The sequence below is a fragment of the Streptosporangium nanhuense genome, assembly GCF_059358815.1.
In genome coordinates this window covers 126163-139176 of record NZ_JCADBG010000015.1, presented here as the reverse complement: position 1 = coordinate 139176, position 13014 = coordinate 126163, and the positions used below count along the sequence as shown (strand labels likewise).

Genomic DNA, 13014 nt, shown 5'->3' with positions numbered 1-13014 from the left:
AGCTCAGGGCCCGGAGGACGAGGCCCGGAAACGGGATCCGGGCGGACGCCGGGCCTGTCAGGGAGGGCGCGAGTATGGGCAGGATCCTCGTGGGCACGGCCTCGTGGACGCACCGGTCGCTGCTGGAGTCGGGCTGGTACCCCGACGACGCCTCCACCCCGGCGAAACGCCTGGCCTACTACGCGACGAGGTTCCCGATCGCCGAGGTGGACGCCACCTACTACCACCCGCCGTCGCTGAGCACCGTGGAGGCGTGGCGTGACCGCACGCCCGCGGGGTTCACCTTCGACATCAAGGCGTTCTCCCTGCTGACCGGGCACCCCACCCGGCCCGCCTCCCTCTACAAGGACCTGCGGGAGGAGCTCGGCGCGCCGCCGCAGCGCAACCTCTACCCGAAGGACGTGCCCCCGAAGATCGCCGACGAGGTCTGGCGGCGGTTCCTCGGCGCGCTGGAGCCGCTGCACGAGGCGGGCAAGCTGGGGGCGGTGCTCTTCCAGTTCCCGCCGTGGTTCCCGATCGGGGAGGGAAACAGGCGCTACATCCTGGAGTGCGCCCGGCGCTGCGCGCCGATGCGCGTCAGCGTCGAGTTCCGCAACCACACCTGGATGGACGAGGAGAACCGCGAGGCCACCCTGGCCTTCCTCGCCGAGCACGACCTCCCGTACGTGGGGGTCGACATGCCGCAGGGGCACACCTCGTCGATCCCGCCGGTCCTGGCCGCGACCTCCGACCTCGCCGTGCTGCGGCTGCACGGGCACTCCGACAAGTGGACCAGCAAGAACGTCGACGAGCGCTTCGCGTACATGTACTCGGAGCCGGAGCTCGGGCGGTGGGCGGCCAGGGTCAGGGAACTCGCGGAGGACGCCGAGGTGACCCACGTGCTCTTCAACAACTGCTGCGCGGACAACTCCCAGCGCAACGCCACCCGGTTCCGCGCCCTGGTCGGCGAACCCGGCGAACCCGGTGAACCCAGTGAGATCGGTGAGCCCGATGAGCCCGGCCTTGGAGAATCAGGCGGACCGGACGCACCGGAGCGGATGTCAAACGGAAACGGCGAGGCCGGAGAGCCGCGCGAGGGCCGGAAGGCCGGTCGACGTGGAAGGGCGGCCGCTACCTGACCCGCCGTCTCTCCCCGGTCATGGTGGCCCTGCGCTCCTCAGGGGTGGTACCTCCCCAGACGCCGTACATCTGCTGGGTGCTCAACGCGTACTCCAGGCAGCGCCCTCGCACCGGGCACCGGCGGCACACCGCCCTGGCGCGCTCGTACTGCTCACGGCCCGGTCCCTCGTAGGACACGGGAAAGAACAGCTCGGGGTCCTCGCTGAGGCACGACGAGCGGCGGGACCAGTGGATGATCGGAATGACGTTGCTCTTAGCAGGCATGGCAGTCCAAATGGGAGTCGGAACGGCTCAGGTACTGGCGGCTCAGGTTGAGGATCGCGTGCCCGCTGTAATGGCATTCATACCTTTTAAGCGGAAAAATCGGGCGACCTTGACCGAGGGTTTCTTCCGTCCGTGAAGCTCCTGGTCAGCGCGTTCCCGGGGTGAGTGGATCATCTTCGCCTCCCCGGGACGCCCTCTCGCGCGGTGGTCCCCCGCTCACGTCCCCGCCCCGCCGGGCCGGAGCACGGCTCGCTCCGGCCCGGCGGCGGTTCCTACGTCTCGGCTCTCGCCCGCTCGTCGGGCACGCAGTGGGTCATCTTCAGCCCGTCCACGTCGCGGGACCCGTTCTTGCCGAGTCTGGACATCCGCTCGCGGTCCTCGTCGCCCAGGTCCTGGCTCGCCAGCGGCTCCAGGTGGGAGACGTCGTCGGGGCCGATCCCGAGTCCCTCCCCGACCCTGAGCCCGAGATCGTCCTCGACCATCAGGAAGTGCCAGACCATGCGCTCCTGGACCGGCCGCGCGGCCTGGGACAGCATGTCGACGAAGTTCCGCACGAGATCGTCGCGCTCCCACTCCTCCATCAGCAGGTAGCGCTGGCCCGCCTGGGTGTAGTCGTCGGTGCGCGGGATGCGCTTGCGGGTCAGCCGTCCCGAGACGACCGGGCCCTGCTCGTCGTGGGTGGGATACCGCCCCTCCCTGAGCCCTCCGGTGATGGACGGCTCGTAGTTGACGTGCGGGTTCTCGCCCTCCCCGTCGACGTGGTAGGTCATCTGGCCGTCGCGCTGGTTGGTGCGCACCTCGGCGTGCTTGGCCTGGTTGACCGGCAGCTGCAGGTAGTTGGGCCCCACCCGGTGGCGCTGGGTGTCGCTGTAGGAGAACGTACGGCCCACCAGCATCTTGTCGTCGGAGAAGTCGAGACCGTCGACCAGGACGCCGGTGCCGAAGGAGATCTGCTCGTTCTCCGCGAAGTTGTTGGCCACGTTGCGGTCCAGGACCATCCTGCCGACCGGCACGGGCGGGAAGTCGTTCTCCGGCCACACCTTGGTGTCGTCCAGCGGGTCGAAGTCCAGCTCGGGGTGCTCGTCGTCGCTCATGATCTGCACCATCAGCTCCCACTCGGGGAACTCGCCCCGGTCGATCGCCTCGTGCAGGTCCTTGGTGGCGTGCCCGAGCTCCTGCCCCTGTACGACGGCGGCGTCCTCGGCGGTCATGCTGCACACGCCCTGCTTGGGGATCCAGTGGTACTTGACCAGGTGGGTCTCGCCCTCCTCGTTCACCCACTTGTAGGTGTTCACGCCGAAGCCCTGCATGTGCCGGTAGTCGGCGGGGATGCCGCGCGGGCTGAACAGGTTGACGATCATGTGCATGCTCTCCGGCGTCTGCGACATGAAGTCGAAGATCCGGCCGGGCTCCTGCCTGAACGTCACCGGGTCCGGCTTGAGCGAGTGGATCACGTCGGGGAACTTGATGGCGTCCCTGATGAAGAAGACCGCCAGGTTGTTGCCGACGAGGTCCCAGTTGCCGTCCTCGGTGTAGAACTTCACCGCGAACCCGCGCGGGTCGCGGGCGGCCTCCGAGGAGTCCCTGCCGCCGATCACCGTGGAGAACCGCACGGCCACCTCGGTCCGCTTCCCGGCCTCCTGGAAGAGCTTCGCCCTCGTGTAGCGGCTGATCGGCTGGTCGCCGAACCTGCCGTAGGCCTCGAAGTGGCCGTAGGCGGTCACGCCCCGGGCGTGGACCACCCGCTCGGGAATGCGTTCGCGGTCGAAATGGCTGATCTTCTCCAGGAACTGGTAGTTCTCCAGCGTGGCCGGACCCCTCGCGCCGACCGTGCGCTGGTTCTGGTTGTCGTAGACCTGGTGCCCCTGACGGTTGGTCAGGACCGGACGGTCATCGCCCGGCTGGGGTCCCATGCTCGACACATCCGTCATGACGACGCTCCCTTTCCCTGCCGCGGTCGCTGTCGGCGTGCCGATTCATATATCGACACACGGCCTCCTTATCCGACATATAGCGCCTTATAGCGAGAAAGAGGAGGAATCTTCGCAAAGAGGGACAGCAATTTACGCATGGCGATGCCCGCCCGGGGACACGCCCCGGGCGGGCATCCGGTGCTCAGGAGCTCAGCGGGCCTTCGCCGTGGCCCGCCGGTTCGCCTTCTCGATGGCCGAGACCAGCTCCTCCTTCGACATCGTGGACCGCCCCCTGACGTCCAGGCGCCTGGCCACGTCGTAGAGGTGCCGCTTGGAGGCGTTGGCGTCCACCCCCCCGGCGCTCCGGCCCCCTCCGGGCCCGCGCCGGGCGGCGCGGGCGTCCGACGGCCCCTTGTGGTCCTTGGGCTCCCAGTGGTCGCCGACCTTCTCGAAGGAGTGCTTCAGCGCGGCGAACGCCGTGCGGTGCGCCCGCTCCCCCTCCCCGTAGGTCTCCACCGCGGAGTCGTGAGCCTTGATCCACGTCTCCCGCGCCTTCCTCGGCGAACGCCGCAGGGTGGTCGGGATCTCCTCGCGTGCCGGCATGCGTGGTCACCTCTCCTTGTCGCAGGTCACAACCTCGGTCGCGGACATGCCCACCCCGTCACCGATCATGCCCCCTCCCGCCCAGCAGGGAGATGACGGCCCGTTCCACGGAGCCGTGCGTGGCCGGCCCCCCGAACCCGGTGTCGGCTCCCGGCCGGTCGAGCGCCCGCGCGACGGTCCTGCCCCTGCCGTACGCGTCGATGACGCGCGGGTGACGCCCGTGGCGCTTCGGGAACGACGGCCACGCCTGCGGATCAGGCCTCGTCTCCCCCCGCCGGACCCCCGGAAACTCCCCGCGCCGGCACCCCGGAGACCGCCTGGACCGTCTGGACCACCTAGAGCGCCTGGGACGGCTGGGGCGGCTGGGACGGCTGGACGGTCACCCCGGCGTTGCGCAGGATCTCCTCCCCGGGCAGCACCGTGCTCCGCGCGACCGTCAGGCCGGACGCGGCCAGGTGGGCGTCGACGATGCGCAGGCCCACCCCGTAGCCGGCCATGTCGGGGACCCCGACCGGTTCCTGGCCGAACCGGCTCATGGCCGTGTCACCCAGCACGTAGGCCGGAGTGTTCCACATGCCCTGCAGACCGGCGGCGGCGGTGATCGTGTCGTACGCGCGGTCGAGCTCCGCGCCGGTCACCATCCCCGACCACGGGCCCATGGCCTCGGGACCCGACAGCTCCCTGACGAACGCCTCGGCCAGCCCCTCGGACACGATGTGCTCGCCGACGGTGACCGTCGCGGGGTTCCACTCCACGTTGTGGTAGCGCACCTGGTGGTGGAACTCGTGCACCGCGCAGTGGGCGATCCTGCCGATGACGTCGTCCGAGGGCCAGGCCAGCAGGTAGAGCCAGCCCGGCGAGCCGCCCATCCCGTAGTAGCCGCCGGCGACGTTCATGAGGTACGTGTCGTCGGGGTCGCCGAGGACGAACATGACCTGCAGGCTCTCCGGCCCCTTGATGTCCGGTACGGCCTCGCGGAGACGCCTCCAGGCGGACCGCAGGGCGTCCTCGATCTGGCCGCGCACGTCCTGCTCGATCAGCCGCCGCAGCGCGGGGAGCTGGCGGTCGTCGTCGCGGTCCGCGCGGAAGCCGCCGCCCGTGTGGTGGATGTCGACGATGTCGCCGGGCATGGGGACGGCCTCGCGCATGGGCGCCAGCATCGCGCGCAGCGCCTCCTGACGCCGCTCCAGCGGGAGACCCACCAGGTCCAGCATGGCCCGCGGGGTGTCGTGAACGATGATTTCCATGCCCGGGATGCTAAAGGCTCCCGTTACGGGAGACTCAAGCGAATTACCCGCTCACCCGCGAGGAACCGGGGAACGCGGGAGCGCCGCGCTGTCAGCGTTGTCGTCGCCGCCGTCGCTGCCGTCGCTGCCGCTGTTGCCCTTGTCGCCGGTGTCGTCGGTCCACAGGTGGCCGAAGCTCATCCGCTTGACCGGCGGCAGGGTGTCGCACAGGCGGAACCAGGCCTTCGCGCCGCGCCGGACGAGAGGACTGCCGGAGATCATGAACTTCGTGAACCTCGCGGAGGTCCGGACGGCGCCGAAGCCGTACGCGCGCATCCGGGCCTCGTAGCCGCCGATGGCCTCCGGCAGGGTGCCCCGGCCCCGCTGGAACGCCGCCAGCCCGCTCGCCAGCAGGGCGGCGTCGCGCAGCGCCGTGTTGGCGCCGAAGCCCATCGCGGGCGTCATGTTGTGGATGGCGTCCCCGAGCAGCGTCACCGGCGTCGCGGGCCACGGGCCGACAGGGACGGAGGTCTTGAACGGCATCAGCTGGACACTGGCCGGATCCGCCTCGGCGACCAGACGGCGCAGGGCGGGGTGCCAGCCGGAGGTCATCGTCCCGGCCAGATCCTTGAGCCCGTCGCCGTCGAGGCCCGCGGCCCCGGCCGGATAGGCCCCGCGAGGGGCGACGAGGGCCCACAGCACGTAGTCCTGCAGATCGTCGGCCAGGGACCTCAGATCGAGCCCGAACCCGGCGAGGCCGGCCTCCAGATCGGTGAGGCCCCCTTCCCCCGCGGCGCCGCCGGCCCCTCCGGCGGCGGCCCCGGCCTCGCGGGCGGGATCGGGCCCCGCCCCCCGGGCGAGGAGGCCCTCCGCCCTGCGCCTGCCGTCGAAGGCCGCGGTGAACATGGCGCTCCCGCCCGGCGGCAGGACGAGGTTGAGCCCGTCGGCGAGGTTTCCGGGCAGCCACCCGCGGGCCCGGTCGTCCAGCGGCAGCCGGGCGCCGATCGCGAGCGCGCCGGTGTCGACGCGGCGGGCCCGCGGCAGATACTGGCCGCGTACGCGCGAGTTGGCACCGTCGGCGCCGACCAGCACGTCCCCGGTGGCCGAGGTGCCGTCGGCGAAGAAGGCGACGATCCTGCCGTCCGGCCTCACCTCGTAGCGCTGGAACGTCCTGCCGTGGTGGACGACGCCCTCCAGCCCGGCCAGCAGGAGCCTGCGCAGGGTGGTGCGGCTGACCGCGTACTGGCCGCCCGAGGGGTCGGCGGCCCCGCCGGTCATCACGCTCTCCTCCACGAACACGAGCTCCCGCAGCCGATGGGTGTGGAAGCCGAAGCCGGGGCCGGGGTGGCCGGAGGTGGCGAGGAACGCCTCCCACAGCGGGCCCGGCAGGCACCGGTGCAACGCCCGGCTGCCGACCTGGTTCAGGTGGATGCGGTAACCCCGCACCCAGCCGGCGGCGTCACGCTCGCGCTCGTAGACCTGGACGTTCACCCCGGAGGGCAGCAGCGCCTGGGCCAGTGCCAGACCTCCTATGCCGCCTCCGACGACGAGGACGTCGAGTGGTTTCGCGGGCATGTCAGGCTCCCTCTCCTTCGGTGTCGCCGGAGGGCGTCCCGGGGGATCCCTCGGCGGCGCCGAGAAGCCGGGGCAGTTCCTCGAGCAGGGTCTCGTGCCAGGTGATCTCCGCCCGCAGGCGGACGAGGGTGTGGTCGAAGCCGAGCGGTTCGAGGCCGCGGAGGTGGGGGGTGGCCGCCTCCCTCAGCCGCTGCCAGCTCTGGAGCTCGGCGGTGAGCCTGCGATGCCGGTCCTCGATGACGGCCCGCAGCTCCTCCTCGCCCATGTCGGAGCTGAGCTGGAGGGCGAGATCCACGGGATCGGGCCGCAGGCGGGTGTCACGCAGGGCCGCCTCGCGCAGCGACTCCAGCTCCAGCCCGCCGTCCTCGGTGATGGCGTAGACGGTCCGCGCCGGGAGGTTGCCCTGCTGCTCGGTGCGCACCGTCTCGATCACCCCTTCGGCCTCCATCCGGTGCAGCGCCCCGTACAGGGATCCGACCTTGATGTCGGTCCACAGCTCGGTCCGGTCCGTCTGCGCGCTCTGGCGGATCTGGTGACCGTGCATCGGCCCCCGGCGGGCCAGCGCGCCCAGGATGAACAATCGTGTACTGCTCATGCGACTACTCAAACACGAGTAGTCGAAGAAAGTCAAACATGAGTACTCGCAAACGAGTAGCCGGACAGGGAGGACCCACGAAATCGATCTGTCCGGACACCCGGGGCTCGCCTTCTAGCCCGGCGGGCGTGTCACCTCACCGGGGCGGGTCTTCCCGGCAGGGAAGATCCACGCGTTCTCTTCACGTGGACGTCCACCGGCTTGCCTTCGAGCCCGGCGGGCGCGTCCCGCCCGGGTGCGGCCAAGCGGCCGGGCGTCCAGGCGTCCAGGCGTCCAGGCGTCCGGGTGTCCGGGTGTCCGGGTGTCCGGGTGTCCCGGTATACGGGTGTCCAGGTGTCCCGGCATCCGGGCGTCCGGGCCTAGATGGGCTCGCCCTCGTTCTCGTCGCCCTCCTCGGGGCCCGGCGTGCCGGTCCCGCTCTGGCTCGGCGACGGCGACGGGGTGGGCTGGCCGGGCTCGGGGGTCGCCGGGACCGGCGGCGGGGTCGGCACGAACACCGTGGGCGGCAGCGGCCTCGGCAGCGGCTCGAAGTCGTCATCCTTGCGCAGCAGGAACCAGACCATCACCGCCAGCAGCACGAGCAGCACGGTCAGCACGACCCCGGCGATGATCACGGAGCGGCGGGTCTCGGTCGGCGGCGGCGCGCCCTTGGGCGGCGCGGGCAGCGCGGGCGAGCGGTCGCCCACCCAGTGCGGCGCGAAGTCGGGGCCGTGCCGCTCACCGATCAGCGTGCCGCTGACCAGCACCGGTTCGAGGAACCTCTCCGCCCCGGCCCTGTCGGGCTCGTACGGCGTGGCGACCCACGGGGCGCTCCCGCCGTCCATGGCCAGCACCTGCGGGACCGTGTCGGCCACGGCGGTGCGCCCGCGTGTCGCCCTGGCCATCCAGCCCCGTACGCCGGACCTGCTGGCCGTCGCGTCGCGGACCCCGGTGACGAAGCGGTCGCGGGCCGCCGGGTCGAGGGCCGCCCCCTTGGTCAGCACCGCGACCGAGACGGCCCGGCCGTCGGGCGCCAGCCCGAGGTAGACCAGCCCGGCGGGTCCCACGCGCAGGCGGGCCTGCACGAGGAAGGGCCCCAGCTGGGGCGGGTCACCGTACTGGAGTGGAGTGGCCACGTCTGACATGAAAGCACACCCCGCCGATCACCCCGCGCCCCACGGGGACCCCCGCCGACGCCCGGGGCGCGCGGAGGGCACGCGGAGGGCCCGCGGAGGGCACGCGAACGGCGCACGAGGACGCGCGGAGGGCACGCGAAGGCACATATGGGCACGCCGGGGGCACCCGGCCCGGATCTTGAGGGGCCTCGGGGGCCCGCCGCGGGCACTGTCAGGAAATACGGAGCGGGCCCGCCGTGCGAGCCGCCTTTTCATTTGATGGAATACCGGCATGACCGTCGCCGAAGAACTGCCGAGCGAGACCGACACCGGACTGCTGCGCGACGCCCTGGCCGAGGTCCGGAGGGTCATCGTCGGGCAGGAGCACATGGTGGAGCGGTTGCTCGTGGCGCTCCTGGCCAGGGGCCACTGCCTGCTGGAGGGGGTGCCGGGGGTGGCCAAGACCCTGGCGGCCTCGACCCTGGCCACGGTCGTCGGCGGAGACTTCGCCCGCATCCAGTTCACCCCCGACCTGGTCCCGAGCGACATCGTGGGGACCCGGGTCTACCACCCCTCCCGCGAGGCGTTCGACGTCGAGCTCGGCCCGGTGTTCGTCAACTTCCTGCTCGCCGACGAGATCAACCGGGCCCCGGCCAAGGTGCAGTCGGCGCTGCTGGAGGTCATGGCCGAGCGGCAGGTGACCCTGGCCGGGGAGACCCACCCGCTGCCGAAGCCGTTCATCGTGCTGGCCACCCAGAACCCGATCGAGTCCGAGGGCGTCTACCCCCTCCCCGAGGTCCAGCGCGACCGGTTCCTGTTCAAGGTCCGCGTCACCCATCCCAGCGCCCACGAGGAGCTGGAGATCCTGCACCGGATGAGCGTGACCCCGCCGACCCCCGAACGGGTGCTCGACCCCGCGCGGCTGGCCGCCCTGCAGTCCATGGCCGACCAGGTGTCGGTCCACCAGCTCGTCGCCGACTACGTGGTCAGGCTCGTGATGGCCACCCGCTCCCCCGCCGAGTACGGCCTGGCCGAGCTGCAGGAGAACATCGAGATCGGCGTCAGCCCCCGGGCCACCCTCGGCCTGGTCGCCGCCGGGCGCGGCCTGGCGCTGCTGCGCGGGCGCGACTACCTGCTCCCGGACGACGTGCGCGACGTGGCGGTGGACGTGATGTCCCACCGGCTGATGCTCACCTTCGACGCCATCGCCGACGGGATCGACCCCGAGGACGTGGTCCGCCAGATCCTCGCCGCGGTGCCGCCCCCGCTGGTCGTCTGGAACCAGGGCCCCCGGTGACCGGCCCGGAAGGCACTGATGATCTTGATTTGGGCACGGCCGAGCAGGCGTTGCGGCGGCTGGAGCTCACGATCGTCCGACGCCTGGACGGGTTGCTCCAGGGCGCGTACCAGGGGCTCCTGCCGGGCCCGGGCAGCGAGTTCGGCGACAGCCGGGTCTATGTGCCCGGCGAGGACGACATCCGGCGGATGGACTGGTCGGTGACCGCCCGCACGACCGTCCCGCACGTGCGCGACCTGATCGCCGACCGGGAGCTGGAGACCTGGGCCCTGGCCGACCTGTCGCCCAGTATGGACTTCGGCACCGCCGGCATGGAGAAGCGGGACCTGGTCGTGGCCGCCGTCGGGGCGATCGGCTTCCTGTCGGGCCGGATCGGCAACCGCTTCGGCACCTACGTCCTGCACGACGAGTACGTCCACCGGATGCCCGCCAGGAACGGCCGCCCGGCGCTGTACGGCCTGCTGCACTCGCTGATGGACGCCCCCAGGGGCCGCGCCGTCGCCGGCGCCCCCGACCTGGCCGAGGCGATCGAGATCCTGGCCTCGGCGCGGCGGCGACGCGGCCTGCGGGTGATCGTCTCCGACTTCCTCGACCCCGAGCCCACCCTCGATCCCGCCCTGGAGCTGCCCTGGGAGCGGCCGATCCGCCGGCTGGCCGCCCACCACCAGGTGCTGGCCGTCGAGGTGATCGACCCTCGTGAGCTGGAGCTGCCGCCGGTGGGGCTGGTCAGCATGACCGACCCGGAGACGGGGCGCAGCCGCGAGATCCAGCTCACGCCCAGGGTCCGCCAGGCGTACGCGGAGGCCGCCGCCGCGCAGCGACTGGCCAACCAGGTGGCGTTGCGCCGCTCCGGGGTGGCCCACCTGGTGCTGCGCACCGACCGTGACTGGGTGTTCGACATCGCCCAGTTCGTGCTGCGACAGCGCCGCATGGCGCACCTGACCCATCGGCCCCCGAGGTCGGGAGCGACACGGTGACCTTCCTCTCTCCGGTCTGGCTGTGGCTGTTCGCCGCGCTGGCGCTGCTCGTGGCGGGCTACGTGGCCGCCCAGTTCGCCCGGCGCCGCTACGCGCTGCGCTTCACCAACCTGCCCCTGCTGGCGCTGGTGGCCCCCGCCGGGCCCGGCTGGCGGCGGCACGTGGCCCCGGCCCTGTTCCTCGTCATGATGAGCCTGCTGATCGTGGGCGCGGCCCGCCCCGCCGACTCGGTGCGCATCCCCCGCGACCGCGCGACGATCATCATCGCGCTGGACGTCTCGCTGTCGATGGAGGCCGACGACGTCCAGCCGAACCGCATCACCGCGGCCAAGGAGGCCGCCCAGAAGTTCGTCGCGGACCTGCCGGAACGTTTCAACGTCGGGCTGGTCGCCTTCGCCCGCTCCGCCTCGGTCGTGGTCTCGCCCACCACCGACCACCAGGCGGTCGGCACCTCCCTCGGCACCCTCAGCACCCGGGCGGGCACCGCGATCGGCGAGGCGGTCTTCAGCTCCCTGGAGTCGCTGCGCTCCTTCGACCAGCAGGCGGTGACCGACCCGCCCCCGGCCGCGATCGTGCTGCTGTCCGACGGCGACAACACCTCGGGACGCTCGGTGGTCGAGGCGATCGACGCGGCCAAGGCCGTGCGGGTCCCGGTCTCCACGATCGCCTACGGCACCCAGGAGGGGACGGTCTCGATCGACGGCCGCGACGTGAACGTACCGGTGAACAAGGCCACCCTGCAGACCCTGTCGGAGGGCACGGGCGGCCGGGCCTACGAGGCGGAGTCGGGCAGCGAGCTGAAGCAGGTGTACGAGCAGATCGGCACCTCGCTGGGCTACCGGACGGTCAACCAGGAGATCACCCAGTGGTTCGTGGTGGCGGCGATCCTGACCGGGCTGGTGACCGCCGGGGCGGCCCTGCTGCTGGGGTCGCGGATCCCCTGACCCTCACACGTCCACGGTGGAGGGCACGGTCGCGACCGCCCTGAGCCGGTCCCGGCCGTTGGTAACGTTCTACGACGTGGCACATTACTTCGAGGAGCGTCCGGAGACCGCGGGCCGTCCCGGCTCGGTCACGCTCGTGCTCCCCGACCTGCATCTGAAGCTGGAGACCGACAGCGGGGTGTTCTCCGCCGAGCGCGTCGACCAGGGCACCCGGATCCTGCTGGAGAGCGTCCCCCCGCCGCCGCGGGGCGGCGACCTGCTCGACCTGGGCTGCGGCTACGGGCCGATCGCGCTGACGATGGCCTCGCGCGCCCCGGAGGCGACGGTCTGGGCGGTGGACGTCAACCGCAGGTCGGTCGAGCTGTGCGCGAGGAACGCCAGGGCCGCCTCCCTTGACAAAGTAAGGTCGATGCATGTCGACGAGGTCCCGCCGCAGGTGCGGTTCTCCGCCATCTGGTCCAACCCGGCGATCCGCATCGGCAAGGCCGCGATGCACGAGATGCTGACCCGCTGGCTGTCGCGCCTCACCCCTGACGGCGCCGCCCACCTGGTCGTCCAGAAGCACCTGGGCTCCGACTCCCTGCAGCGCTGGCTGAACGAGCGGGGCTGGCCCACCGAGCGCGTGGCCTCCCGCTCCTCGTACCGGATCCTCCGGGTGGGGGCGCGCCCGGAGGCGGAGCCGCGGTGAGCGACCACTCCCCCGCGAGCGCCGCCGGCGCGGCGGGACGGGCGAGCGGGCACGGGCACGACCTGCGGCACGGCGACACGGCGGGACGCGGAGCACCGCGAGACGCGCGGAACGAACGAGGAACGACGAGGAACGGTGAACGACCGATGACGGCGAACCCGCGCAGGCAGCTGCGCCCGACCGATGTCAAGCGCCTCAACCGCGGCTGGCGCAGGAACACCGAGGGGCGGCTGGCCCTGATCCTGGAGTCGGTGACCGGCCCGTTCAACATCGGTTCCATCTTCCGCACGGCCGCCGCCTTCGGCGTGGAGCGGGTCTGGCTGGCGGGCAACGCCACGCCGCCGACCAACCCCAAGGCGCAGAAGACCGCGCTGGGCACCGACCGGCTGGTGGCCTGGGAGGAGCCGGTCCCCGTCCTGGAGGCCGTACGGGCGGCCAAGGAGGACGGGTTCACGGTGATCGCGGTGGAGCTGACCGGGGACGCCGTGCCCCTGTCCGAGGCCAAGCTGGACGGGGACGTGTGCCTGGTGGTGGGCAGCGAGGACCACGGCTGCTCCCCCGCGCTGCTGGAGGCCGCCGACGGCGTCTGCTACATCCCGCAGGTCGGCCGGGTCGGCTCGTTCAACGTCGCGGTGGCGGCGGCGATCGCGGTGGCCGAGGCCCGCCGCCAGGAGTGGTCGGGCAAGGCGCTCTCCGAGGAGTGACGGCCGCGCGGCCGC

Annotated in this window: 13 protein-coding genes; 6 read left to right on the top strand and 7 right to left on the bottom strand. The window is 71.9% G+C overall.

The window, feature by feature from the left end; all coding sequences use genetic code 11:
• Positions 1 to 74: 74 nt before the first annotated feature.
• Positions 75 to 1118, top strand: a complete 1044-nt coding sequence (locus AC5L38_RS27310; RefSeq protein ID WP_495245671.1) for a DUF72 domain-containing protein — start codon at positions 75 to 77, stop codon at positions 1116 to 1118.
• Here the strand turns inward: AC5L38_RS27310 and AC5L38_RS27305 are convergent.
• The 7 genes from AC5L38_RS27305 to AC5L38_RS27275 all read right to left on the bottom strand — a co-directional run bounded on the left by AC5L38_RS27305 (position 1111) and on the right by AC5L38_RS27275 (position 8419).
• Positions 1111 to 1383 (bottom strand): WhiB family transcriptional regulator, encoded by a 273-nt coding sequence (locus AC5L38_RS27305; RefSeq protein WP_495245670.1) that lies wholly within the window; start codon positions 1381 to 1383, stop codon positions 1111 to 1113. The genes AC5L38_RS27310 and AC5L38_RS27305 overlap by 8 nt on opposite strands.
• A 272-nt stretch (positions 1384 to 1655) precedes the next feature.
• Positions 1656 to 3314: a catalase gene (locus AC5L38_RS27300; RefSeq protein ID WP_495245669.1), complete on the bottom strand. Its 1659-nt coding sequence runs from the start codon at positions 3312 to 3314 to the stop codon at positions 1656 to 1658.
• A 192-nt stretch (positions 3315 to 3506) separates the two neighbouring features.
• On the bottom strand, positions 3507 to 3899 hold the full coding sequence (locus AC5L38_RS27295; RefSeq protein ID WP_495245668.1) for a ChaB family protein: 393 nt from the start codon (positions 3897 to 3899) through the stop codon (positions 3507 to 3509).
• Between the two features lie 335 nt (positions 3900 to 4234).
• Positions 4235 to 5146: a DUF2268 domain-containing putative Zn-dependent protease gene (locus AC5L38_RS27290; RefSeq protein WP_495245667.1), complete on the bottom strand. Its 912-nt coding sequence runs from the start codon at positions 5144 to 5146 to the stop codon at positions 4235 to 4237.
• A gap of 51 nt (positions 5147 to 5197) precedes the next feature.
• Positions 5198 to 6700 carry an FAD-dependent oxidoreductase gene (locus tag AC5L38_RS27285; protein WP_495245666.1) on the bottom strand — a complete coding sequence of 501 codons (1503 nt, stop codon included), beginning with the start codon at positions 6698 to 6700 and terminating at the stop codon, positions 5198 to 5200.
• Between the two features lies 1 nt (position 6701).
• Entirely contained in the window at positions 6702 to 7295 is a 594-nt protein-coding gene (locus AC5L38_RS27280; RefSeq protein WP_495245665.1) for a PadR family transcriptional regulator, read from the bottom strand.
• Between the two features lie 359 nt (positions 7296 to 7654).
• Positions 7655 to 8419: a hypothetical protein gene (locus AC5L38_RS27275; RefSeq protein WP_495245664.1), complete on the bottom strand. Its 765-nt coding sequence runs from the start codon at positions 8417 to 8419 to the stop codon at positions 7655 to 7657.
• 262 nt (positions 8420 to 8681) lie between these two features.
• Here AC5L38_RS27275 and AC5L38_RS27270 point away from each other — a divergent pair, with 262 nt between their 5' ends.
• The 5 genes from AC5L38_RS27270 to AC5L38_RS27250 all read left to right on the top strand — a co-directional run bounded on the left by AC5L38_RS27270 (position 8682) and on the right by AC5L38_RS27250 (position 12999).
• The gene (locus AC5L38_RS27270) at positions 8682 to 9686 is read left to right on the top strand and encodes an AAA family ATPase (protein ID WP_495245663.1); all 1005 of its coding nucleotides are present in this window, start codon (positions 8682 to 8684) and stop codon (positions 9684 to 9686) included.
• 29 nt (positions 9687 to 9715) lie between these two features.
• Positions 9716 to 10663: a DUF58 domain-containing protein gene (locus AC5L38_RS27265; RefSeq protein ID WP_495245662.1), complete on the top strand. Its 948-nt coding sequence runs from the start codon at positions 9716 to 9718 to the stop codon at positions 10661 to 10663.
• Positions 10660 to 11607, top strand: a complete 948-nt coding sequence (locus AC5L38_RS27260) for a VWA domain-containing protein (RefSeq protein WP_495245661.1) — start codon at positions 10660 to 10662, stop codon at positions 11605 to 11607. Before AC5L38_RS27265 ends, AC5L38_RS27260 begins: the two co-directional genes overlap by 4 nt.
• A gap of 76 nt (positions 11608 to 11683) precedes the next feature.
• The gene (locus AC5L38_RS27255; RefSeq protein WP_495245660.1) at positions 11684 to 12295 is read left to right on the top strand and encodes a class I SAM-dependent methyltransferase; all 612 of its coding nucleotides are present in this window, start codon (positions 11684 to 11686) and stop codon (positions 12293 to 12295) included.
• A gap of 146 nt (positions 12296 to 12441) precedes the next feature.
• Complete coding sequence (locus tag AC5L38_RS27250) at positions 12442 to 12999, top strand: TrmH family RNA methyltransferase (protein ID WP_495245659.1); 558 nt, start codon at positions 12442 to 12444, stop codon at positions 12997 to 12999.
• Positions 13000 to 13014: the final 15 nt, after the last annotated feature.

Bases quoted from the DNA above. Each gene is read 5' to 3' on its own strand.
- AC5L38_RS27310 (WP_495245671.1), top strand. From the start codon at position 75: ATGGGCAGGATCCTCGTGGGCACGGCCTCGTGGACGCACCGGTCGCTG.
- AC5L38_RS27305 (WP_495245670.1), bottom strand. From the start codon at position 1,383: ATGCCTGCTAAGAGCAACGTCATTCCGATCATCCACTGGTCCCGCCGC.
- AC5L38_RS27300 (WP_495245669.1), bottom strand. From the start codon at position 3,314: ATGACGGATGTGTCGAGCATGGGACCCCAGCCGGGCGATGACCGTCCG.
- AC5L38_RS27295 (WP_495245668.1), bottom strand. From the start codon at position 3,899: ATGCCGGCACGCGAGGAGATCCCGACCACCCTGCGGCGTTCGCCGAGG.
- AC5L38_RS27290 (WP_495245667.1), bottom strand. From the start codon at position 5,146: ATGGAAATCATCGTTCACGACACCCCGCGGGCCATGCTGGACCTGGTG.
- AC5L38_RS27285 (WP_495245666.1), bottom strand. From the start codon at position 6,700: ATGCCCGCGAAACCACTCGACGTCCTCGTCGTCGGAGGCGGCATAGGA.
- AC5L38_RS27280 (WP_495245665.1), bottom strand. From the start codon at position 7,295: ATGAGCAGTACACGATTGTTCATCCTGGGCGCGCTGGCCCGCCGGGGG.
- AC5L38_RS27275 (WP_495245664.1), bottom strand. From the start codon at position 8,419: ATGTCAGACGTGGCCACTCCACTCCAGTACGGTGACCCGCCCCAGCTG.
- AC5L38_RS27270 (WP_495245663.1), top strand. From the start codon at position 8,682: ATGACCGTCGCCGAAGAACTGCCGAGCGAGACCGACACCGGACTGCTG.
- AC5L38_RS27250 (WP_495245659.1), top strand. From the start codon at position 12,442: ATGACGGCGAACCCGCGCAGGCAGCTGCGCCCGACCGATGTCAAGCGC.